Source organism: Mesorhizobium sp. B2-4-14, assembly GCF_006442155.1.
Taxonomy (GTDB): domain Bacteria; phylum Pseudomonadota; class Alphaproteobacteria; order Rhizobiales; family Rhizobiaceae; genus Mesorhizobium.
On the sequence record NZ_VFVA01000013.1, the window covers coordinates 124,768 to 147,235 of the forward strand.

At 63.8% G+C, this 22,468-nt stretch carries 23 protein-coding genes and 1 pseudogene; 13 read left to right on the plus strand and 11 right to left on the minus strand.

What is annotated here, in order from left to right:
- Positions 1–257: 257 nt before the first annotated feature.
- Entirely contained in the window at positions 258–2,144 is a 1,887-nt protein-coding gene (htpG, locus tag FJ938_RS14260; RefSeq protein ID WP_140694660.1) for a molecular chaperone HtpG, read from the plus strand.
- A gap of 76 nt (positions 2,145–2,220) precedes the next feature.
- Here the strand turns inward: htpG and FJ938_RS14265 are convergent, their stop codons facing one another.
- Positions 2,221–2,922, minus strand: a complete 702-nt coding sequence (locus FJ938_RS14265; RefSeq protein ID WP_140694663.1) for an alpha/beta hydrolase — start codon at positions 2,920–2,922, stop codon at positions 2,221–2,223.
- 186 nt (positions 2,923–3,108) lie between these two features.
- Here FJ938_RS14265 and FJ938_RS14270 point away from each other — a divergent pair, with 186 nt between their 5' ends.
- The 7 genes from FJ938_RS14270 (at position 3,109) to FJ938_RS14300 (ending at position 10,547) form a co-directional block, all read left to right on the plus strand.
- Positions 3,109–4,659 (plus strand): winged helix-turn-helix domain-containing tetratricopeptide repeat protein, encoded by a 1,551-nt coding sequence (locus tag FJ938_RS14270; RefSeq protein ID WP_140694665.1) that lies wholly within the window; start codon positions 3,109–3,111, stop codon positions 4,657–4,659.
- Between the two features lie 198 nt (positions 4,660–4,857).
- Complete coding sequence (locus FJ938_RS14275) at positions 4,858–5,694, plus strand: ABC transporter permease (RefSeq protein ID WP_246673319.1); 837 nt, start codon at positions 4,858–4,860, stop codon at positions 5,692–5,694.
- Positions 5,691–6,533 carry an ABC transporter permease gene (locus FJ938_RS14280; protein ID WP_140694671.1) on the plus strand — a complete coding sequence of 281 codons (843 nt, stop codon included), beginning with the start codon at positions 5,691–5,693 and terminating at the stop codon, positions 6,531–6,533. Before FJ938_RS14275 ends, FJ938_RS14280 begins: the two co-directional genes overlap by 4 nt.
- Entirely contained in the window at positions 6,530–7,672 is a 1,143-nt protein-coding gene (locus FJ938_RS14285; RefSeq protein WP_140694673.1) for an ABC transporter substrate-binding protein, read from the plus strand. Before FJ938_RS14280 ends, FJ938_RS14285 begins: the two co-directional genes overlap by 4 nt.
- Complete coding sequence (locus tag FJ938_RS14290) at positions 7,665–8,846, plus strand: ABC transporter ATP-binding protein (RefSeq protein WP_246673321.1); 1,182 nt, start codon at positions 7,665–7,667, stop codon at positions 8,844–8,846. The genes FJ938_RS14285 and FJ938_RS14290 overlap by 8 nt, the downstream gene beginning before the upstream one ends.
- A gap of 183 nt (positions 8,847–9,029) precedes the next feature.
- Positions 9,030–9,752, plus strand: a complete 723-nt coding sequence (locus FJ938_RS14295) for a hypothetical protein (protein WP_140694676.1) — start codon at positions 9,030–9,032, stop codon at positions 9,750–9,752.
- 141 nt (positions 9,753–9,893) lie between these two features.
- Positions 9,894–10,547, plus strand: a complete 654-nt coding sequence (locus FJ938_RS14300) for a glutathione S-transferase family protein (protein WP_140694678.1) — start codon at positions 9,894–9,896, stop codon at positions 10,545–10,547.
- Between the two features lie 2 nt (positions 10,548–10,549).
- Here the strand turns inward: FJ938_RS14300 and fusA are convergent.
- The 3 genes and pseudogenes from fusA to FJ938_RS14315 all read right to left on the minus strand — a co-directional run.
- Positions 10,550–11,443, minus strand: a pseudogene (gene fusA, locus FJ938_RS14305) (elongation factor G); the annotation flags it as partial.
- Positions 11,444–11,549: 106 nt separating this feature from the next.
- Positions 11,550–11,915: a hypothetical protein gene (locus FJ938_RS14310; protein ID WP_140694683.1), complete on the minus strand. Its 366-nt coding sequence runs from the start codon at positions 11,913–11,915 to the stop codon at positions 11,550–11,552.
- A 143-nt stretch (positions 11,916–12,058) separates the two neighbouring features.
- A complete protein-coding gene (locus FJ938_RS14315; protein WP_140694685.1) occupies positions 12,059–13,681 on the minus strand; it encodes an ABC-F family ATP-binding cassette domain-containing protein in 1,623 nt (540 codons plus the stop codon).
- A gap of 410 nt (positions 13,682–14,091) precedes the next feature.
- Here FJ938_RS14315 and FJ938_RS14320 point away from each other — a divergent pair, with 410 nt between their 5' ends.
- Together FJ938_RS14320 and FJ938_RS14325 are read left to right on the plus strand one after the other, a co-directional pair.
- A complete protein-coding gene (locus tag FJ938_RS14320) occupies positions 14,092–14,403 on the plus strand; it encodes a hypothetical protein (RefSeq protein WP_181169090.1) in 312 nt (103 codons plus the stop codon).
- A 237-nt stretch (positions 14,404–14,640) separates the two neighbouring features.
- The gene (locus FJ938_RS14325) at positions 14,641–15,270 is read left to right on the plus strand and encodes a glutathione S-transferase family protein (RefSeq protein ID WP_140694688.1); all 630 of its coding nucleotides are present in this window, start codon (positions 14,641–14,643) and stop codon (positions 15,268–15,270) included.
- A gap of 5 nt (positions 15,271–15,275) precedes the next feature.
- Here the strand turns inward: FJ938_RS14325 and FJ938_RS14330 are convergent, their stop codons facing one another.
- Positions 15,276–15,875, minus strand: a complete 600-nt coding sequence (locus FJ938_RS14330) for a YdeI family protein (protein ID WP_140694691.1) — start codon at positions 15,873–15,875, stop codon at positions 15,276–15,278.
- Positions 15,876–16,059: 184 nt separating this feature from the next.
- Here FJ938_RS14330 and FJ938_RS14335 point away from each other — a divergent pair, with 184 nt between their 5' ends.
- Positions 16,060–16,404 (plus strand): VOC family protein, encoded by a 345-nt coding sequence (locus FJ938_RS14335; RefSeq protein ID WP_140694694.1) that lies wholly within the window; start codon positions 16,060–16,062, stop codon positions 16,402–16,404.
- A gap of 148 nt (positions 16,405–16,552) precedes the next feature.
- Here the strand turns inward: FJ938_RS14335 and FJ938_RS14340 are convergent, their stop codons facing one another.
- A complete protein-coding gene (locus FJ938_RS14340; RefSeq protein WP_140694697.1) occupies positions 16,553–17,026 on the minus strand; it encodes a cupin domain-containing protein in 474 nt (157 codons plus the stop codon).
- A 65-nt stretch (positions 17,027–17,091) separates the two neighbouring features.
- Here FJ938_RS14340 and FJ938_RS14345 point away from each other — a divergent pair, with 65 nt between their 5' ends.
- Positions 17,092–17,547 (plus strand): MarR family winged helix-turn-helix transcriptional regulator, encoded by a 456-nt coding sequence (locus FJ938_RS14345; protein WP_140694700.1) that lies wholly within the window; start codon positions 17,092–17,094, stop codon positions 17,545–17,547.
- Positions 17,548–17,639: 92 nt separating this feature from the next.
- Here the strand turns inward: FJ938_RS14345 and FJ938_RS14350 are convergent, their stop codons facing one another.
- Complete coding sequence (locus FJ938_RS14350; RefSeq protein ID WP_140694702.1) at positions 17,640–18,545, minus strand: S1C family serine protease; 906 nt, start codon at positions 18,543–18,545, stop codon at positions 17,640–17,642.
- Between the two features lie 191 nt (positions 18,546–18,736).
- On the opposite strand from FJ938_RS14350, the gene yghU reads away from it, so the two are divergent.
- Positions 18,737–19,603: a glutathione-dependent disulfide-bond oxidoreductase gene (gene yghU, locus FJ938_RS14355; protein WP_140694705.1), complete on the plus strand. Its 867-nt coding sequence runs from the start codon at positions 18,737–18,739 to the stop codon at positions 19,601–19,603.
- A 51-nt stretch (positions 19,604–19,654) separates the two neighbouring features.
- Here the strand turns inward: yghU and FJ938_RS14360 are convergent, their stop codons facing one another.
- The 4 genes from FJ938_RS14360 to FJ938_RS29485 all read right to left on the minus strand — a co-directional run bounded on the left by FJ938_RS14360 (position 19,655) and on the right by FJ938_RS29485 (position 22,438).
- Positions 19,655–20,449, minus strand: coding sequence for a hypothetical protein (locus FJ938_RS14360; RefSeq protein WP_246673323.1), 795 nt, complete (start codon positions 20,447–20,449; stop codon positions 19,655–19,657).
- Between the two features lie 262 nt (positions 20,450–20,711).
- Positions 20,712–21,011 carry a DUF1236 domain-containing protein gene (locus FJ938_RS14365; RefSeq protein WP_140611421.1) on the minus strand — a complete coding sequence of 100 codons (300 nt, stop codon included), beginning with the start codon at positions 21,009–21,011 and terminating at the stop codon, positions 20,712–20,714.
- Between the two features lie 633 nt (positions 21,012–21,644).
- Positions 21,645–21,983 carry a hypothetical protein gene (locus FJ938_RS14370; protein ID WP_246673325.1) on the minus strand — a complete coding sequence of 113 codons (339 nt, stop codon included), beginning with the start codon at positions 21,981–21,983 and terminating at the stop codon, positions 21,645–21,647.
- A gap of 11 nt (positions 21,984–21,994) precedes the next feature.
- The gene (locus FJ938_RS29485) at positions 21,995–22,438 is read right to left on the minus strand and encodes a hypothetical protein (RefSeq protein WP_181169091.1); all 444 of its coding nucleotides are present in this window, start codon (positions 22,436–22,438) and stop codon (positions 21,995–21,997) included.
- Positions 22,439–22,468: the final 30 nt, after the last annotated feature.

Here is a 22,468-nt window from a genome sequence, read left to right on the forward strand (position 1 = left end):
TCGGCCCGGCGAATGAGCGAGGCTGAGTTCCTTCGCGCCCCCCTCTGCCCTGCCGGGCATCTCCCCCACAAGGGGGGAGATTGGCAGTTCCAATGCCGTGCCCACCTTACCCCTTGTCGCCTTCGCACCACGTCACGATATTGTCGGTCGCGCTGGCCCCTGTTGAACGCGGTTGCCAGCGCAATTGAAAATGGTTGAAGGATGATCCCGGAACGTGCATGGCGCGGTGGGCAGAACGACTATGTGGGAATCTTGAAATGACGACGGATACCAAAGCGACGGAAACCAGGGCGTTCGAGGCGGATGTTTCGCGGCTGCTGCACATGATGGTGCACTCGGTCTATTCCGATAAGGACGTCTTCCTGCGCGAATTGATTTCCAACGCCGCCGACGCCTGCGAGAAGCTGCGCTTCGAGGCCGTCAGCCATCCCGAATTGCTGGCCGACGATCCCAAGCCGCGCATCTCGATCTCGGCCGATCCGGACAACAAGCGGATCGTTGTCGAGGACAACGGCATCGGCATGAGCCGCGACGACATGGCCGAGGCGCTGGGCACCATCGCCCGCTCGGGCACGCGCGCCTTCATCGAGCGCGTCGGCTCCGGCACCGAGGACACGCAGCTTATCGGCCAGTTCGGCGTCGGCTTCTACTCCGCTTTCATGGTGGCCGACCGTGTCGACGTCATCAGCCGCCTGGCCGGAAGCGAGGAGGCCTGGCGCTGGTCGTCCGACGGCAAGGGGTCCTACGAGATCGCCCCGGCCCCGCTTGAAGCAGCACCCAAGCGCGGCACCCGCGTCGTGCTGCATCTCATGGACGATGCCGCGTCCTACACCGGGTCCTACCGGCTCGAGCAACTGGCCAAGTCGCAGTCGGGCCATGTGCCGGTGCCGATCACGCTGGTCGAAAAACCCGGCGCGGAGGCGCGCGACATCGCCGACGGCACCGCGCTCTGGGTCCGGCCGAAGAGCGAGATCAAGCCCGAGGAATACACCGACTTCTACCGCGGCGTCGCCGGCCAGTATGACGAGCCGGCCGCCACCATCCATTTCCGCGCCGAAGGCCGACAGGAATACTCGGTGCTCGCCTTCGTGCCCGGCTCGCGCCCGTTCGATCTCTTCGACCAGGACCGCAAGGGCCGCATGAAGCTCTATGTGCGCCGCGTTTTCATCACCGACGACGCCGATCTTTTGCCGCGCTACCTGCGCTTCGTGCGCGGACTGGTCGATTCCGCCGACCTGCCGCTCAACGTCTCGCGCGAGATGATCCAGGAAAGCCCGCTGCTCGCCGCGATCCGCAAGGGCCTCACCAACCGCGTGCTCGGCGACCTCGCCAAGCTGGCGGAGAATGAAGCCGAGGCCTATGCCAAAATCTGGGATAATTTCGGCGTCGTCCTCAAGGAAGGGCTTTACGAGGATTACGAGCGGCGCGAGCAATTGCTGAAGCTTGCCCGCTTCCGCTCGACCGCATCGGGCGAAGGCTGGCGCGGCCTCGCCGACTATGTCGCGGCGATGAAGGAAGGCCAGAAGGCGATCTTCTTCATGGCCGGTGACGACCGCGCCCGGCTCGAAGCCTCGCCGCAGCTCGAAGGCTTCAAGGCGCGCGGCATCGAGGTTCTGCTGCTCACCGACCCTGTCGACAGTTTCTGGGTGACGATGGCGCCGGAATTCGATGGCAAGCCGTTCAAGTCGGTAACACAGGGCGTGGCCGAACTTTCCGACATTCCGCTGCTCGACGAGGCGAAGAAGCCGGAGACGGCGGCGACGCCTGAGGTCGATGGCTTTCTGGCTTTCGTCAAGACGGCTCTCGGCGACGCCGTCTCCGACGTCAAGGCCTCCGACCGCCTGACCGAAAGTGCGGTCTGCCTCGTAGCGCCGGAACATGGCCCGGACCGGCAGTTCGAACGGCTGATGAACGCCGCCGGCCGCCTCGACAAGGCAGCCAGGCCGATCCTCGAAATCAATCCGCGGCATGAACGCGTGCTGGCGCTGGCCGGCCTCGGCGACGACGAGCAGACTTTCAAGGAGGATGCGGCCCACCTTCTCTACGACGAGGCGCGCGTGCTCGACGGCGACAAGCCGGCGGATGCCAGGGCTTTTTCCCAGCGCCTTGCCCGGCTGATCGAGCGCGGCCTGCCGAAGGGCTGAGGGGCGCTTCATGGCCTGAACAGGATAAAGCCCGGGCGCCGCCAAGCGCCCAGGCTTTGATCTCGATCATGCCGGTTCAGTTTTTGCCGACGCCGGCGGCGGCCTGCTCGATGAGCTTGGCGACAGATGCGGGATCGGAGACGTAGACCGCGTGGCTGCCGGGCACTTCCACCGTCGTCGCGTCAGCCCTATTTGCCATCTGGCGCTGTGCCGGCGGCGGGATCATATGGTCGTCGGTGGCGACGAGATACCAGCTCGGCTTCACCCTCCAGGCCGGCTTGGTGACCTTGCCTTCGAGTGCGGCCACGGCCCACGGCACTTGCGAGTCCGCCATGAAGGAGGCGAGCGAGGGACGCACGTCGGCGGCGAACGAGGCGGCGAACTTGGCCTTGTCGAGCATCAGGAAGCCGTCGACGGGCGGCAGGATCGGCGGCACGGCCGCACCTGGAGGCGGGTTGGCGATCAGGGTCGCGACCGACTCGCCGGCATCCGCCGCGAAGGCCGCGATGTAGACGACGGCCGAAACCTTGGGATCGGTGCCGGCTTCCGACACCACGACGCCGCCATAGGAGTGGCCGACCAGGATGACGTTGCCGGGAGCGGCGGCGATGGCGCGCTTGGTGAAAGCGACGTCGTCGGCGAGCGAGGTGGTCGGGTTCTGCACGATGGTGACGTCGTAGCCGTCCTTCTTGAGCTGGTTATAGACCCCTTCCCAGCCGGAGCCATCGACGAAGCCGCCATGGACGAGGACGACGGAATTTGCTGCGGTGTTGGACATTTGAGTTCTCCTTTTCAAATCGCTGTTTGCGTTGGTTGCAGGAGGACTATGCGCCGGGGCCGCCGCGCCCGCTTTGAGGCGGCATTCAGGACCTCTTGATTTTCCCTTGAGAGGGCTTTGATTTTGCGGCCATGACACGTCTACAGTGTCCAAGTCAGCTTTTCCGCCTCATCTGGAGCCAGCAATTTGCCGTATCTTTTCGAGGATTTCGCTCTGGACGGCGACCGGCGCGAACTGCGTAGGGGCAACGAGCTGGTCCCGGTCGAGCCGCAGGTGTTCGACCTCTTGCAATATCTGATCCGCAACCGCGAGCGGGTGGTCAGCAAGGACGACCTGGTCGATGCGGTCTGGCAGGGGCGCATCGTCTCCGACGCCACGCTGGCCAGCCGCGTCAATGCCGCCCGCAGCGCCCTTCAGGACAATGGCGAGCAGCAGCGCCTTGTCCGCACCATCCTGCGCCGGGGCTTTCGTTTCGTCGGCACCGTGCGCGAGGAAGCCGGCGCCGAGGCGGCGGCGCCGGTGGAGAAACCGAAGCCCGACCTCGGCATTCCGGCCCGCCCCTCCATCGCCGTTCTGCCTTTCGTGAACATGAGCGGCGACGCGGATCAGGACTATTTTGCCGACGGCATGGTCGAGGACATCGTCACCGGCCTGTCGCGCATCCGCTGGCTGTTCGTCATCGCGCGCAACTCGAGCTTCACCTACAAGGGCCGCGCGGTGGACGTGAAGCAGGTCGGGCGTGAGCTCGGCGTGCGCTATGTGCTGGAAGGCTCGGTGCGCAAGGTCGGCAGCCGCGTGCGCATCACCGGCCAGCTGATCGACGCCGAGGATGGCAGCCATCTGTGGGCCGAACGCTACGACCGCGAACTGACCGACGTATTCGCGCTGCAGGACGAGATCACCGTCAGCGTGGTCGCGGCCATAGAGCCCAATCTGCGCCGGGCCGAGATCGAGCGCGTCAAGCGCCAGCGCCCCGACAGTCTCGACGCCTACGACCTTTTTCTGCGCGCCCTGCCCGACGTCTACACCTTCATGCCGCAGGGCGCGGCCAAGGGCCTGCCGCTGCTCGACCAGGCGCTGGCCATCGAGCCGAATTATGCGCTTGCCCATGGCTTTGCCGCCTGGGCGCATCAAACCCTTTTCATCCGCGGCGGCATGCTGGCACAGCACCGCGAGAAGTCGTCGCGCCACGCCCACGCGGCGATCGAGCACGGCTCGGGCGACGCCATGGCACTGGCCTTGGCCGGCTTCACCATAGGCCTGGTCGAGCACGACCGCAGGCTGGCCGACGAGGCGTTCGCGCAGGCCCTGTCACTCAGCGCCTCCTGCGCCTTCGTCTATGCCTTCGGCTGCGTGCCGGTGGCCTATGGCGGCGACGCTGCCCGCGCCATCGACTGGTGCGAGCAGGCGATGCGGCTCTCTCCGCTCGACGCCATGAGCTGCGTGCCGCAAGGCATTATCGGCTTCGGCAATTTTCTGTCCGGCCGGCACGAACAGGCCGTCGCGGCCGGCCGGCGGGCGGTCGAGCTGAACCCCGGTTTCAGCATCCTGCACGGCTGGCTGGCGGCGCCGCTGGTGAGGCTCGGGCGGATCGAGGAGGCAAGGGCGTCGGCCGCGCGGCTCCTGGCGCTCGACCCGCATTTCACCATCGGCCGCTGGGCCGCCGTCGTCGGGCTTGCGCCTGGCATAATCGACGACGTCACCGATGCCCTGCGCGTGGCCGGCCTGCCGGCGTAGAAGGCGATCTGCCGCCGACAGGTTCGGCGTCCAGCCGGCAACACGCGGATATCCACTGGCTCAATCGCCGACTGTAGACATCGGGCCGCCAATCACCCAATCTTGGCCCGGGAACAAAACAGGCGCTTCAAAGAAAGCGCGGACGTCCGGGTGCTCATGAAACGACGATGGACATTGTATGATCCGCGGCTAGCGTGGATGCTGGTCGCGCCGGTGCTCCTGCTGCTGATCTTCTTCCTGGTGCTGCCGATCGCCGTGATGGCGGCCTACACCTTCTTCACCTTCGTCACCGCCGGCGTGGAAACCAGCGCGTTGACGACCGCGAACTGGCACGAATTCCTGACCGACAGCTATTATTCGGGCTTCCTTCTGAAGACGTTGCGGGTCGGCGCGATCACCGCGCTGCTCTGCGGGGTGCTCGGCTATTTTCCCGCCTATTTCATCTGGGCGACGACCTTCAAGCACAAATGGCTGCTGCTTCTCCTGCTCATCGTGCCGTTCTGGATCAGCTTCACCATCCGCACATTTTCCTGGATCAACATCCTGGGCGAACAGGGCGTCATCAACGTCGCGCTGCTGAAGCTCGGCATCATCAACGAGCCGCTGCCGATGCTCTACAATGAGGGCGCGGTCATCCTGGGCATGCTGCACTTCTTGCTGCCCTACATGATCCTCAACGTCTATGTCAGCCTCGAAGGCATCGACCGCACGCTGATTTCGGCGGCCCGCTCGATGGGCTGCACCAGCGCGCAGGCGTTCCGCGAGGTCACACTTCCGCTGTCGGTGCCGGGCCTGGCGGCGGGCCTGCTGCTCTGCTTCGTGCTGGCCGCCGGCAGCTATGTGACGCCGCAGCTGCTCGGCTCCGGCCGCGACGCTCTGTTCGGCAATTTGATCTACGACACCATCATGGGCGAGCTGAACTGGCCGATGGGCGCCACGCTTTCGATCGTGCTGTTCGTCGTGCTCGGCTTCTTCGCCGCCGTCTACACCCGCTACATGGGCATGTCGCAGATCGTCAAAGGGCTTGGCGGATGAGAGGGACACGGCGCAAGCAGGAAGGCAGATGGGCTTGGCGGCTGACCGGCTTCGTCACGGTCTGCGTCTACATCTTCATGTTCGCGCCGATCGTGGCGACGGTGGTCCTGTCGTTCAACGCCTCGATGTTCGGCGGCTTCCCGATGACCGGGTTTTCCCTGCAATGGTACACCAAGCTGATGGCCAATGAGGCCGTGCTGGCCGCCTTCCGCACCTCGCTATGGATCGCGCTGGTCACCGCCGCCGTCACCACCGCGATAGGCGTCGTCACCGCGTTCGCGCTGGTGCGCTTCGAATTCCCTGGCAAGCAGGCGCTGAGCACGCTGGTGATCCTGCCGGCGCTGGTGCCGGAGACCATCCTCGGCGTCGGCCTGCTGGTGCTGATCAAGGCCATCGACCAGCCAAGGACCATGCTTCTGCTGGTGCTCGGCCATATCCTGCTCGCCGTGCCCTATGTGGTGCTGATTACCCAGGCGCGCATGGTCGGCATAAGGCGCGTCTATGAGGAGGCCGCACTCTCGCTCGGCGCCTCACGGCTTTCGTCCTTCCGCGAGATCACGCTGCCGCTGCTCATTCCGGCCGTGGTGGGGGGCGCCCTGCTCGCCTTCACCATCTCCTTCGACAACACCTCGGCCAGCCTGTTCTGGCGGCCGGCGGGCGTCGAGACCATGCCCACCCAGATCCTGTCGATGCTCAAGATCTCGATCAGCCCGGAGATCAACGCGCTCGGCACCGTGATGATCCTGGTGACCGTCGGCATCCCGCTGCTCGGCGGCCTGATCCTGCAGAGCCTGACAAGATTGAAAAGACGTGGCGAACCAAAGGAGGAGATGAAATGAAACTCACCAACAGCAAGCGGCTGGAACGGCTGCAAGACCGATACATGAACGGCGGTGTCAGCCGCCGCACCTTCCTGACGCTGACGGCTGCCGCGGCGGCCGCGGCGGGCCTCGACATGCCGTGGATGCGGCAGGCGCTCGCGGCCGTCGAACAGGTCCGTTTCGACGGCTGGGGCGGCACGGTGCAGGATGCGATCGACAAATATGCCTTCCAGCCCTACACCGCCAAGACCAAGATCAAGGTGGTCCAGGGCACGTTCGGCGACGAGGACGAGATCATCACCAAGATCAAGACCGCCAAGCCCGGCGACTATCAGGTCATCCATTCCTCCGGCGTCAACTACTACATCAAATACGTCAACGGCGGCCTGACCTCGGAGATCAACGAGGCCAACATTCCCAACATGGTGAATGTGCTGCAGCCGATGATCGAGCCGTTCCGCAAGCTGACGCCGAAGCTGTCGGCCGTGCCCTACGACTACGGCACGACTGGCATCGCCTACAACACCAAGGTGATCTCGCCGGAGGAAGCCAAGGAAAAGGGCGCGGCACTTCTGCTCGACAAGAAGTACGCCGGCAAGGTCGGCGGCTATGACGACATGACCACGCGCGTCTGGTACGCCGCGCTCGCCACCGGCCAGGACCCCAACGCCATCAAGGACATGGACACGATCTGGGCCAAGGTGCGCGAGACGCGCGACCTTGCCAAGAAGTTCTGGAGTTCCGGCGCCGAGCTGATGGACCTGCTTTCCAAGGGCGAGATCGTGGTGACCGACGCCTGGTCGGGCCGCATCGCCGCCTTGCAGGACCAGGGCCATCCGATCGGCTATCTCGATCCGGCGGGTTCCTATGCCTGGATGGAAGACATGCTGATCCTGAAGGGCTCGCCGATGGCCGAGTGCGAGGAACTGATCAACTTCATGCTCGACCCGGCGACCTCGATCGCGGTGGCCGAGGGCCAGAGCTATCCGCCGTCGCTCGACCCGACAAAGGTCAAGCTGACCCAGAAGATCGAGAAGCTGCCTGCCTTCGACAAGACCGGCACGATGAAGACGCTGACCTTCGCCGATCCGGTCTACTGGGCGACCAACGAGGACGCCTGGACCAAGCAGTGGAACAGGATCTCCAAAGGTGCCTGACAGCCAGAACCTGACCGAAGCACCCCGGGCGGAAACGGCCGGGGTGGCCAAAGCCGGCGCGGCGAGACCCGCCCCGATCAGCGCCGAGGCGAACAGCCCGGCGGTCGAATTCCGCAACATCGACATCGCCTATGGCAAGTTCGTCGCCGTGCGCGATTTCTCGTTGTCGATCCGCAAGGGCAGCTTCGTCACCCTGCTCGGGCCTTCGGGCTGCGGCAAGACGACGATCCTGCGCTCCATCGCCGGCCTGGTCGACATTTCGGGCGGCCAGATCATGATCGGCGGGCGGCGCGTCGACGACGTGCCGATCTACAAGCGCAACATCGGCTTGGTCTTCCAGAGCTACGCGCTGTTCCCGCACAAGACCGTGTTCGACAATGTCGCCTTCGGCCTGAAGTACCGCAATGTGCCGAAGCCCGAAATCAAGCGCAGGGTCGGCAAGGCGCTCGAGATGGTGCGGCTGCCGGGCAGCGAGAAGAAGCTGCCCTCGCAACTGTCGGGCGGCCAGCAGCAGCGCATTGCGCTCGCCCGCGCCATCGTCTTCGAGCCGCAGGTGCTTTTGCTGGACGAGCCGCTGTCGGCGCTCGACGCCAACATGCGCGAGGAGATGCGCGTCGAGATCAAGAAGATCCAGAAGGAAACCGGCATCACCGCCATCTTCGTCACCCACGACCAGGAAGAGGCGCTCTCCATGTCGGATCGCATCGTGGTGATGAATGCGGGCTCGGCCGAGCAGGTCGGCACGCCAGAGGAGGTCTACGAGGCGCCGGCCACCGCATTCGTCGCCGACTTCCTCGGCAAGGCCAACATGCTCGCCGGGACGGTGAGCGGATCCGGCCAGGGAACAGCGACTGTGGTGCTTGCCACTGGCCAGACGATCAACGTGGGCTGCCCAAGGCCGCTTGCCCAAGGCAGCAAGGTCACGGTGGTGGTGCGGCCGCAGAAACTGTCGGTCGGCGCGGCGGCGAGTGCCAACCGGCTGTCCGGCCACGTCGTCGCCGCCTCCTACCTGGGCGGCAGCGCCATCTACGAGGTCGATATCGGCGGCAAGAGCAGCATCCGCGCCAATGCGCCGATCAGTGGCCGCGTGCTTCGCGAGGGCGAGGCAATCGACCTCGGCTTCGATCCCGAAGGCTGCGTCCTGCTCGACGGGGACGGCCGGCGGATTTCGTGATGCAGCGCCATGCGGCTATCTGCGTTGCGGATCAACGCAACGCCTTGGCATGGCATCCGGCGACCTTCGCCGATGAAATCGAGCCTTCCAGCGATTCCCCGTGCTAAAGGAACTGTTTGAGCCCGGTTTCGGTCGTCTCCTGTGCGCCGTTCCACGGAGGCAGTTGAAGAGCGAAGATGACACATGAACCCGGCGAAAAGACAACGCGGTTCCTTTCGCAAGATCCTGAGCGGCATCGTTGCCACCATCGCCGCCGCCCCTGACCGCCCAGCGAAGCGCGGCATGAGCACCGCCACGCCGTCAATGGTCGCCGAATGGCCGCTGCCGCCATCGGCGACGCTTGGCTCCTCCTTGCGCCTGAAGGGCATCGAACGCGAAATCCGCGCCAGGCTGCCTTGGACGGTGAGGAAATTCGCCAGGGTCGAGACGGGCCGCATCGTGTTGCGCATGCCGCAAGCCGACGCGGATGCGTTCCAGGCCGCATCGGCGATCATCTCCGACACGCTGGAGGGGATCGAAGCCCTGGCCGTGCTTCCGCGAGAGGCGGAGGACATTCTCGCCATCTCTGCGCGCGAGCGCCACAAATGGCTGAAGGATGGCCGCCTGAAGAGCATCGGCACGCGCACCGTGAAGATGCGCGGGCGATCCAGGAAGGTAACCTTCCATGTCTTCGACCCACGGCACATCGAGGACATTCTCGATCGTGACCTTGCGGCCACCTGGCGGGAGGACGATGCGCAGGAAGTGTCCGAAAACAGACGGCGCGGGGCCGGCAAGGCGGCGCTCACTCGTGCAGGCAAGCGGACGGACAAGGCTCGCAAGACCAGAAATCCGGCAAAGGACGATGCTCCAGCGCCACGGCTCGAAGGCTGGGACGCGTTCGAGGCGGAAAGATTGCTCCGCTAAGGGGCTGCTCTCAGCCGCTTTGGCCCGCGAGACCGAACGCCGAAATCCGGGGCAACTGTCGGGAACGACCCTGGTCGTTCGTCCTATGGGTGCCAGGCGCAACGATCGAACCCGACCGATTACCCATCCGGAGCCTTTCCAATGACCCCCACCATCACCGCCTTTGCACGATCCCCCGACCGCGGCAGCGGACAGGCACGCGACATGCGCGTTCGCTGGGCACTGGAGGAAGTGGGCCAGCCCTACGACGTTCGCCTCGTGTCGTTCCGCGCGATGAAGGAGCCTGCGCACCGTGCGCTCCAACCTTTCGGACAGATTCCGACCTACGAGCAAGGTGATCTCGCGCTGTTCGATTCCGGCGCGATCGTGTTTCATATCGCCGAGCGCCATGCGGGCCTGCTGCCCGATGACGCGAATGCCCGAGCTCGCGCGGTCATGTGGATGTTTGCCGCCGTCAGCACGATGGAGCCGGCGATCGTCGAACGGGAAGTCGCCGTGCTCGTTGAGGGCAAGGAGAGCTGGCACGAGCAGCGCCTGCCCATGGTCGAGGATCGTATTCGCGGTCGCCTCGGCGAACTCTCCGACCGGCTCGGCGATGCCGACTGGCTCGATGGCGCTTTCAGCGCCGGCGACCTTCTGATGATAATGGTGCTGCGCCGGTTGAAGCGATCGGGAATGCTCGATGAATATCCAAACCTCGCCGCCTATGTCGCGCGCGGCGAAGCGCGGCCCGCCTTCCAGCGCGCCTTCGCCGCCCAGCTGGCGGTTTTCACCGCCGCATCGAGCGACGGATGAGGTCAGGCGAACATTGCCGCTGCCGGCGGCGGGTCGCGGTCGTCAGGCAGCGGAACGGGAGCGTATCCGACATAACGGGCGCTCAAGCGTGCCTGCCCTTTCGAACGTGACCGCAGTGTCTCCTCCAATTCGAACGTGGTTGCCAGCGGCACCATGGCGTTGATGACAATGGCGACATCGCGGGTTTCCTCTTCCCGGATCTGGCCACGGCGGCTTTTCAATTCGCCGATGATGCTCACGACAAAGTCCGCCGGCGTCACCACCTCGACCTTCATGATCGGCTCCAGCAGTTTTACGCCGAGATGCGGAGCGGCTTCGCGAATGCAGGCGCGACCGGCGATTTCGAAAGCCAGAGGCTCGATATCGTGCCAGGCGGCATCCACCAGGGTCGCCTTGACACCGATCATCGGAAAGCCCGCAAACGGCCCCGCCGAGAGGACGCTGCGCAGCCCTTTTTCGACCCCTGCAATACAATCGTTCGGAACCGCAGAGCCGACGATGCTGGACGCGAGCGCGAAGTCCGGTTCATACGCGTTCGGCTCGAACATGATCCTGACGCGGGCGAACTGACCCACGCCACCGGACTGCTTGTTGTGGGTGTAGTTCTGCCGATGGCTGCGGGTAATCGTCTCGCGATAGGCCACCTGCGGAGAGCCGATATTCACATTGATTTTGAACTCACCGCGCACGCGATCGATGATGTTGTCGAGCTCAAGTTTACCCATGAAGGCGATGATCGTCTGGCCCGATTCCTCGTCCCGCTTGACGTTGAACCAGGGATCCTCGTCCGCCAGCTTCGACAAGGCGATATGCAGTTTCTCCTGATCGGCTTTCGACTTTGGCTCGATCGCGATTTGCAGCAAAGGCCATGGCGCGGCGGGCGTTTCCATGACGATATGATCGCAGTTTGGCCAGATGTCTGCAACGGGAGAGGAAAGGCGCCGCCGTCTCCCTTCTCAGCTTCTCAGAGCCCGGCGCCTCCTGCGAATAAGGCAGGTGCGCTTACGGATATTTCATCTGACTTGCGCCTGCCGAACTTGTATCGCCCTGCAACTCCTTTGGCAGGGGACGGCTCGAGCATTGCAGGTGCACATTGCGGGCGAACAGTTTTCGCTGCTTCTGCTCATGCTCCTTGACGGCTGCTATAAGCCCCAATCCATACGGGCCGAGTGCTGCGAATTCCCAACCCGGGTGCTGTTTTTCGCGAAGCTCGTAGTCTGAAGCCGCCGCCCGGGCCTGCTGGCATGCCGGCGATGCCCATTTCTGCTCCTGCGGCGAAAGCGACGCTCCGTAGTCGACCGGAGAGGTCGCGCATCCAGCCACTGTCGCGGCCAATGCGGACATTGCAAGTCTCACCGCAATTCCCATCCGGAAGCCCCTTCCCGACCATTGTGGAGAGTACACGGAACTCTTGCCCTCACAAGGAGACCGCTCTGATAGGGCAGCCCGGGACGCGGTTGCACCAGGCCGGCGCATACAATCGCGAGCCGGGTGGCTGCGATCGGTCGCCCCTAGCTCCGCAACCCCGGCGCTTCCTGCCCCGTCCGCTCCACATACTCCGTATAACCGCCGCCATAGGTGTGGATACCTTCCGGGGTCAGTTCCAGCACGCGGTTGGAGAGTGCCGCCAGGAAATGCCGGTCGTGCGAGACGAACAGCATGGTGCCTTCATACTGTGACAGCGCCTCGATCAGCATCTGCTTGGTGGTGATGTCCAGATGGTTGGTCGGCTCGTCCAGCACCAGCAGGTTGGGCGGGTCGAACAGCATCAGCGCCATCACCAGCCGCGCCTTCTCGCCGCCCGACAGCACCCGGCACTTCTTCTCGATCTCGTCGCCGGAAAAGCCGAAGCAGCCGGCGAGCGCCCTGAGCGGCGCCTGGCCGGCCTGCGGGAAATTGTCCTCCAGCGTCTGGAACACGGTGCGCTCGCCTTCGAGCAGTTCCATGGCGTGCTGGGCGAAATAGCCCATTTTCACGCTCGGCCCCCGCGCCACCGTGCCGGTGTCGGGGTCGGAAGCGCCGGCCACCAGCTTCAAGAGCGTCGACTTGCCGGCGCCATTGACGCCCATGATGCACCAGCGCTCGCGGCGGCGCACCTGGAAGTCGAGCCCCTCATAGATGGTGCGGCTGCCATAGGCCTTGTGGACGTTCTTCAAGGTCACGACATCCTCGCCGCAGCGCGGCGCCGGCTGGAACTCGAAATTCACCACCTGGCGGCGCTTGGGCGGCTCGACGCGGTCGATCTTGTCGAGCTTCTTCACCCGGCTCTGCACCTGCGCGGCATGCGAGGCGCGCGCCTTGAAGCGCTCGATGAAGGCGATCTCCTTGGCCAGCATCGCCTGCTGGCGCTCGAACTGCGCCTGCTGCTGCTTGTCGGCGATCGCGCGCTGCTGCTGGTAGAATTCATAGTTGCCAGAGTAGGCGGTGAGCGAACCGGCATCGATCTCGACGATCTTGTTGACGATGCGGTTCATGAACTCGCGGTCGTGCGAGGTCATCAAGAGCGCGCCGTCATAGCCCTTCAGGAACTGCTCCAGCCAGATCAGGCTTTCGAGATCCAGATGGTTGGACGGCTCGTCGAGCAGCATGACATCGGGCCGCATCGACAGGATGCGGGCCAGCGCCACGCGCATTTTCCAGCCGCCGGAGAGCTTGCCGACATCGCCGTCCATCATCTCCTGGCTGAAACCCAGCCCGTCGAGCACCTCGCGCGCCCGGCCATCGAGCGCATAGCCGTCGAGTTCCTCGAAGCGGTGCTGCGCCTCGCCATATTTCTCGATGATCTCGTCCATCCGGTCGGCCTGGTCGGGATCGGCCATGGCAGCCTCGAGTTCCGCCATCTCGGCCGCCACGTCGCTCACCGGCCCGGCGCCGTTCATCACTTCGGTGACAGCGCTGTGGCCAGCCATGTCGCCGACATCCTGGCTGAAATAGCCGATGGTCACGCCGCGATCGACCTGCACCTGGCCCTCGTCCGGCTGCTCCTGGCCGGTGATCATGCGAAACAGCGTCGTCTTGCCGGCGCCGTTCGGACCGACAAGGCCAACCTTCTCGCCTTTCTGCAAGGCGGCCGAGGCCTCAATGAAGACGATCTGTCGGCCGTTCTGCTTGCCGATGCTTTCAAGTCTGATCATGGGTGGTCCGGGAAGCTCTAGCGGATTGGAGGATTTGCCCGCGCCCTTACGCGAATGACAGTGCGGGGGGAAGAGGCAGAAGCGCCGCAGATAGCCGATCTTCCCCTTGCGGGGAGATGGCCGGCAGGCCAGAGCGGGGGCGCTGTCCCGCCGCCCCTCTGGCCGTCGGCATGTGCGGAAGCGTTAGTAACTATGGCAACGCCGACGAAGTTGGTGATCCTTCGCGCCCCCCTCTGCCCTGCCGGGCATCTCCCCCACAAGGGGGGAGATGCGCAGCTTCAGCCTCCCGGAAACATTCCGGAAACAAGATTCAACACTTCAGAAAAACTGAGGAAAACATCAGCAGGCATATGCAGCGCGCGGCAGCCGGACAGCGATCGCCACACCAACGCGAAGGGATGGTCCCGACAATGCAACGACGTTCGACCGGATGGATGGGTGCCGTAGCCGGCATTTCGCTCGCCATGCTTGCGGTCGCACAATCGGGCGCGGAAGCGGCGGCTACCCGGAGCGAATATTGCAGCCGGCTCGGTCTTCAACTCGACGGAGCCATCCAGACCAAAGCCGCCCCCGGTGCCAATGCGAGCCGGATCGCCCAGGCAACGGCCCTCCAGGACAGAGCGAACCGGTTCTGTGCCGAGCGCAAGCAGGCGCAAGGCATCCGGACTTACGCCAACGCCCTGAAGCTTCTGGGCGTGACGCCGGTAGACCTCGACCAGTGACGGCAACCTTGACTTCCTCCCGGAAAAAGCGCCACCCGCAGAAGCCCGCAAAAACAAGCGCTTACGGCAATTGCACGATTCAGACCGTGAAACACACAGCGTCACCTCCGGGGCGGTGCTTGCCGTTCAAGACATCACCACGGCGGTCCCCTTGCCGTGGCAGGAAAGCCATCAGCATGAATCGGGTGTCGGCGCGCAGCGCACCATGCGAGCATCGATCCATCACGAGGATCGGCCATGCTCACGCTTCACGATTATCTGCCGTCGCAAAATGGCTGGAAAGTCCGGGCCCTGCTTGGATTGCTGAAGATCCCTTACCACACGCGCATCGTCTCGATTTTCGAGGGCGAGAGCCATACCGACGCCTTCCTGGCGCTCAACCCGGCCGGTGCGGTTCCCGTGCTTCAGCTCGAGGATGGCAGCGCCATCGCCGAATCCAATGCGATCCTCACCTACCTTGCCGAAGGCACGCCCCTGCTGCCTGATGACCGTTACCGGCAGGCGAAGGTCATGCAGTGGCTGTTCTTCGAACAGTACAATGTCGAGCCCGTCATCGGCTCGCTGCGCTTCTGGACCCTGACCGGACGACTTGAGCACAACCTGGCCATGGTGGCCGGCAAGCGCGAAGCCGGAGCACGAACGCTCGCCGCCCTGAACCGCAGCCTTGGCGAGACGCACTTCCTCACCGGAAACGATCTCACCATCGCCGACATCGCCGTCTATGCCTACAGCCACCGCGCCGAGGATTGCGGATTCCATCTTCCGGACTATCCGGCATTGCTCGCCTGGACCGGCCGCGTGCGCGACGCAATCGGACCCGGCTATCCCGTCCACCCCTATGGCATCGACCCGCATTCCGGAGCCTGAGGGCTCTATTTCTTGCCCTGTGGATGGATCGTCTCGCCGCGCTTCAGCATCGCGACGAAAGTCTCGATCTTCTTCCTGCGGCCGGCCTCGGTCTTCATGTTGTGGGTGCGGAAGACGAGCGCGAAGCGGTTCTGCGCGCTGAGTTTTTCGAACATCGCCCTTGCCTCGGGTTCGGCATCGATCGCCGCCTGCAGATCGTCGGGGATATTCATCTCCTTGCCGCTGCCATAGGCGCGCGCCCAGCGCCCGTCGGCCTTGGCCGCCTCGACCTGCTTGAGCCCATGCTCGGTCATGCGGCCCTCCTCGACCAGCCGCGCGACATTGTCGATGTTGATCTTGCTCCAGATGCTCCTCCTGCCGCGCGGCGTGTAGCGCTGCAGGAAGCTGTTCTCGTCCAGCCCCTTGCGCACCGCGTCGATCCAGCCGAAGCACAGCGCGACGTCGATGGCTTCCTTGGGCGTTATCGACTTCAGCCCCGATCCCACCTTATGCACCTTGATCCACACTTCGGTTTCCGTCGCGTGGTGCTGGCCGAGCCAGGCATGGAAACTCGCGGCATCCGGAAATTCCCGGACCTTGGCGGGATCGACCTTGACCGGCGCCATCAGGCGGCCTGCCTGTTCGGTGTTGGCGTCACTGTGATCTTGCCTCCGGCATCATGCGAGTTCCGGCATTATTGCATGTTTCACTGTCAGCTTTCGTCAGCAGCGGGACACGCTGCCGCGAAGCAACGGAACGCACCAACCGCCGTCGCGTTGCGGCAAGAGTCCAACGCCGAGGGAGATCGCCATGGCAATACAAACCATTTTTGCCCATGTCAGTTGCTCCGACCTGAAGGCCAGCATCGGCTGGTATGAAAAGCTCTTCGGCAAGGCGCCACTGCGCCGGCCGATGCCAGGGCTGGCCGAATGGCAATTCACCGAAAGCGCCGAGGTGCAGCTTTTCGAGGACAAGGACAAGGCCGGCACCTCGACGCTGACGCTCGGCGTGCTGCCGCTGGCGCCCGAGAGACAGAGGCTGGTGGATGCGGGCCTCGAACCGGGCCCGATCGAGAAGGCCGACGATTTCTGGATCATGCGCATGCGGGATCCCGACGGGAACCTGGTGGTGTTCGCGAGCGCATTGCGGGACTAGAGCAATTCCAGGAAAGTGCGTAGCGGTTTTCCGTCCGGGATTGCGTAAAAACAAAGAGTTAGAGCGGGTCAACGATTCTATCGTTGAACCGCTCCAGGAATGCCGGAATGCCGCTGGGCATACCCTCCCGCCTCGAAGGGCAAGATGCCTATGCCGGTGGCGGCGCTGCCGGCGTCAATCCGTGGCGACGCATGATCTCCACCATTTTGGCCTTGTCCGGCGGTCCGCCGGCGGCAGCGTTGAGCAAGCCGAAGGCCTCGCGGAAATAATCCGGACCGATCGCCGCCGGGGTGATGACGCACAGCGCCTTCACATCCGTGGTGCCGTTATTGTCGAAGCGGTGAACCGCGCCCCGTGGAATGCACAGTGCCTCCCCTGGCCCAACCTCGATCGGCCTGCCGTTCACGGTCCAGGTCAGCACGCCGTCGATGCCGTAGATCGTCTCCTCATAGTGATCGTGGCTGTGCGCCGGCGCGGGCAAGCGCTGTGCGCCGGGCACCATCAGTTCGAAAGTGGCGACGCTGCCGTTCGAACTCTCGCCCGACACCAGGAAACGAACCGACAATCCCTTGGTACCGATGGTCTCGTCGGCTGGATTGACCTGAAGGTCCATGGCTGGCATTGCGCAAACTCCTCCGGTAAATTACATTTACCAGCAATCAGTAAACTCAATTTACCAAGCGGTCAATGGCCACGTCCACCGAAGTTCTGCAGACCAAGACTGAGGATCTTTTGATCGGTGCCCTGCTGCGCGTGCCGGCCCAGGCGATCCAGCGCCGGCTGATCAAGGAGCTCAACGCCGCCGGTTTCGACGAATTGCGCTTGCCGCACATGGCGGTGCTGCAATTTCCCGGCCCCGACGGCGCGCGGCCCGGCACCATTGCCGAGCGTGCCGGCATGAGCAAGCAGGCCATCAACCAGTTGCTCAGCAGTCTCGAAGGCTACGGCTATCTCGTCCGCTCCGACGGCGAAAGCGGCGCGCGCGTCGTGCGGTCCACCGAACGCGGCCATGCCGCCTTCTGGAAGATGGTCGACATATTGCACGACATCGAGGAAGAGTGGCGCACCGAACTCGGGCCGGAGCGCTTTGCCCAGCTCAAGGCGCTGCTGTTCGTCGTCTGGGACAGCCCGCTGGCGCGGTGAGCGGGGCGGCATTCATCGCCGACCGCTTCCGCGCGTTGCCATTCCGCCGCTGCGCTTCACCATCGACATGCATCGGGTGGCCGTCGCCCGGCCTATTGCAGCTGCGGCTTTTTCAGGAAGCTGCCGCGGTCGGCGGACTTGACGCGCAGCCAGGTCTCGCGTCCGTCGCGCACGACGCGCATCGGGATCTCCGCACCCGCCGAGCCGCTGTCCCACAGCTTGCGATAGAAATCAGCGAGCCCGTCGACCGCGCCGTCGCGCACCTCGGAAATGACATCGCCTTCCCGCAGGCCGGCCTTGGCGGCCGGGCCGCCCTCGGTCACGCTCATCACCACCACCTTGCCGTCGCTTTCGGCCGACAGCGCGCCGAGCCACGGTCGCGGCGGCTTGGCCACCTGGCCGCGTGTCAGCAGATCGTCGAGGATGGGGGGCAACAGGTCGATCGGCACCACCATGTTGATATCGGCGACCTCGCCGGCACGGCTCATCTGCAGGCGCAGCGAGCCTATGCCAAGCAGCGTGCCGTCCGCGCCAAACAGCGGCGCGCCGCCCCAGGACGGATGCGCGGGTGCGATGAAGATCGCCTCGTCGAGCAGATACTCCCAATAGCCGGCGAATTCCTGCTTGGTGACGATCCTGGCCTCCACCGCCCGGCCGATACCGTCGGCAAGCACCACCGCATCGCCGATCCTGGCCTTGCCGGCATCGCCCAGCGCCACCGCCGGCAGCCCGGCCGGCGCCAGCGCCTGGACAAGGCCGAAGCCCGATTCCTGGTCGTAGGCCAGGGCGTGCGCGGGGATGACGCGGCCGTCATGCGAGGTCAGCCAGACCTCCTCGGCCTCGGTGATGAGGTAGCCGATGGTCAGCACCAGCCCGTCATCCCTGATGACGACGCCGCTGCCTTCCCGCAGCGTGCCCAGCGCGCCGGCCGTGAAGGCATCCTCCGGCACGGTGGCCCGCACGGCGACGACGGAGCGCGGATTGGGATTGATGGTCATGCTTTTGTCCTGCGATGCAAATGCCCTGGCGGCTTCTCCTATAGGTATGCCTCGGTGGGCATGGTGCAAGGGGAGAAGGGAAGAAGCCCCAGCGCCACATCAACAATAGTTCAACACAAGTTGAACTTCTACCTCGCCAACCCTAGTTGTACAGCGACCTATTCATTCCTCCCCACCGCCCGAGGCTCGACATGACCGACTACACCCCGCCGAAAGTTTGGACCTGGAACAAGGCAAATGGCGGCGCCTTTGCCAGCATCAACCGACCGATCGCCGGGCCGACGCATGACAAGGAACTACCCGTCGGCAAGCACCCGCTGCAGCTCTATTCGCTGGCGACGCCGAATGGCGTGAAGGTGACCATCATGCTGGAGGAGCTTCTGGCGCGCGGCCACCGGGGCGCCGAATACGACGCCTGGCTTATCCGCATCAACGATGGCGACCAGTTTGGCAGCGGCTTCGTCGAGGTCAATCCCAACTCCAAGATCCCCGCTTTGATGGACCGCAGCGGCGCCACTCCGGTGCGGGTCTTCGAATCCGGTTCCATCCTGCTTTATCTCGCCGAGAAATTCGGCGAATTCCTGCCTGCCGAGCAGCCGGCCCGCGCGGAAGTGCTGTCCTGGCTGTTCTGGCAGATGGGCTCGGCGCCGTATCTGGGCGGCGGCTTCGGCCATTTCTATGCCTACGCGCCGGAGAAGATCGAATATGCTATCGACCGCTTCTCGATGGAGGTGAAACGTCAGCTCGACGTGCTCGACCGGCGGCTGGCCGAGGTGGAATATCTCGGCGGCAAGGATTACACCATCGCCGATATGGCGGTCTGGCCTTGGTATGGCGGACTGGCGCTCGGTCGGCAGTATAATGATTCCGCCACTTTCCTGTCGGTGCAGGATTACAAGAACGTGCAGCGCTGGGCGAAGGCGATCGATGCCCGTCCGGCGGTCAAGCGCGGCCGCATGGTCAACCGCGCCTTTGGCGAACCGGCCATGCAGCTGCACGAGCGCCACGATGCCAGCGATTTCGAAACCAGGACGCAGGACAGACTGGCGGCGGAGTGAGCTGAACGGACGACGCGCCGGCCTTCCTCCCCGTGCGGGAGGTCGGCCCCTTCAACCCCCAGCTCTCTGCTCGACGGCCGATATCCATAGCCGGTCGATGTCGGCAAGAACCGTCTCGTCGATCTCGTCGAGATGGTTCCAGTACATGCCATCCTCATAGAAATAGCCGAGGTCCTTTTCGACCTGTTCGGCCTTTTCGGCCTGGTCGAGTTGAATGGTTCCCAGAATTTCCGCTTTCATTTCGGCGATCCGCGCCGGCGACAGGCCGCCGAGCTGGTCAAAGGCGAGGCTGGGAAAGACCAGCCGGCTGCGCGGCAGGTCGGACAGGTTGATGCACAGGCAGTCGTGCTTCAGGGCCTGGACAAGCAGGCGCGCCGACTTGGCCTCGAGGTTGCGCAGGGTAACGTCATCGCGCAAAGGGTCGGCACGGCCGATGCCATAGAAATGCGTCTTGCCCGGCTGGTCGTAGATCATGTCGCAGCCCAGGAATGCCAGCACATCCGGCTTCTGGCTGTGAATGGTCCAATAGGCTGCCGTCAGCGCCATCGTGGCGCCGGCATAGACGAAGCCACCGAAGGCGTTCTGGGCCGGGACATACTGCGTGGCGCTGAATATCTGAGCCTGCCGCAAGGTCGCGTCGTGAGGCAGGCGGTTCGGCGGGAAATCACCGGCATGGACGAGGAAATCCCAGTCGGGGCGCACGCGCCAGGCATTGTTGATGGCGACGATCCGGCTGAAGGCCTGCTTCGGCCAGGGCTCGCAACGCACCGCGTCGGGCGCGCTGCCAAGCAGAAGGATAATGCGGGCGCCCTCGCGAACATTCATCTCGGCTGGCTGGATGGTCATCGAAGGGCTTTCAGGTCTCAGCCGAGCGACAGGTCGCGCCTGTCATCGTCTGCCGCCTCGGGCGCAGCTGGCGCGGGAAGTTTCGCACGAGCGCAACCATGCACCTTGGCGGGCCGCTTTGCCAGCCCGGCCACGCGGCTGGCACAGACGATCCATGCCCACCCAAGGCCTGGTTCAACAAGCCTGTTTCAAAAGGGATTCAAAAAGGAAAGCCCGTCACAGGACCGTGACGGGCTTTTCCAAGGCGGGCCTGCGATGCAACTCAGTGCAGAACCTCGACGATCTGACGCGTGTCGGGATCGACCAGCACGGTCTGGTCATTGATGACCGCGACGCGGTACTTGACGTTCGGCACCTCGCGCAGCTCAACCCTGTCCGGTACCGGCGAGCCGAGCTTGAGTTCGATGCCCAAAAGGTTCACCGACGCCAACGGCTCCTTCTTGACGTATTCGCGTACGACTGTCTCCTGTTCCGGCTGCAGGACAACGGTTTCGGCCAGGGCCGCACCAACGCCGCCCATCAGAATGATCGCAGCAGCCGCACTTGAAAGATAATACTTCATAACAACCTCCTTGTCGGGATATCTGAAAGCCACCCTGCAAGGAAACTCCATCGCCGCTCCGAAGTTCCATCCGCAATTTTGGAACAAATGTGGCTACCGCAAGATTACAAGATGGCTTCTATTGATAGCGTCCACGCATGACATCAGCGAATATGCTTAAAATTCGCATCTAAATTTCGTGGATTACGGATACGGAACAATCGGAGATGGAACACAAGGTTCCCTTCCCGGAACAGCACAGCCGTGCCGCGTCGATGCTGAACCCGCTGTCCTGCCTTAGCAACAGCTAACGTGGAGCGTGCGGTGTCGTTCCAGGTGCCACAACCCTGTGCACAAAAAAAGCCCGCCCTGCCGGGAGCAGGACGAGCCTTCAATAACCGGCGGAGGTGGCAACCTCACCGGTCGCATCGGGAAACGCCCGCTTCAGCTTATGGTTCCACCGACAGGCTACTTGGTTCCAACCGGCATGCGTCATCGCCCGGACGGTGCCTTTGCAGGATCTGCGGGCGCACTGGCCGAATGGATGGTGGATGAGGTAGGGCTGCGCTTACAGCCAGTTCGGCAAGATCGCCGCACCGACCGGCGGACCGCAAGGTCGGCCATCTCGGCCACAGTCCAGGCCGGGCGCGAGCGTCAGAACGAGACACCATCCCGATGTAACGGCGGGACTGCGTCGATCGGATCCTGGCTCGTCACGGTATCTTGCGCGACGGCATCTTGTGCGCGCCTATGGATCAGCCCCACGACGAGCACGAAATATCCGGCCTGCAGGACAACCAGGGTCACCACCGTCCAGGTGAGCGCCTTCCAGAAGGAACCGGTGGCCATATAAGCCCAGACCGCGACAAGGATGGTCGTCGCCGACATCCCCACGAGAAACCGCCCAACATACATCGATGCCCAAATCGCCGAACATTCCAATTCGGCCGATTCCCCTGCCCGAATTCCCGATACCCGCGCCCAACGTTTCATTATTTTAGCAGCTACGCAAGTATGTGACCGGCCCGGTAGTGGGTCAGTTTGAAATCCAGCCTTTGAAGTGGCGCATGGCAGTGCCATATTCCTGGCATGAACCCCAAAATACAGATCAAGGCTTGGATCGTCCCCGTTTGGACCGAGAATGAGCCACCCATGGCTTTTTGCTGGATCGCGGGATATGGCGACCCAATCGAGGCGCAAGAGGCAGTAAGGCGAAAAATAGGGGAAGCCAACATTGGCAGCCCGTCCCCCGTATCAAATCCCACCGCTGACAAGTTGGGGGTCCAGCCGGGCGAGGTTTGGTTACTATGACCATTAAGCACCCAAAGCGCCCGCGCGATGCCAATCAGTTGGCGAAATCGATAGTAGATCTCGTTACGGGCAATACCGCCGAACCTGCCGATGACGGCAAAGACCCGGCGGCTGTCGGAAATTCCAAACTGACCCACTACGACCGGCCCCTATAGGATCGGCTTGGC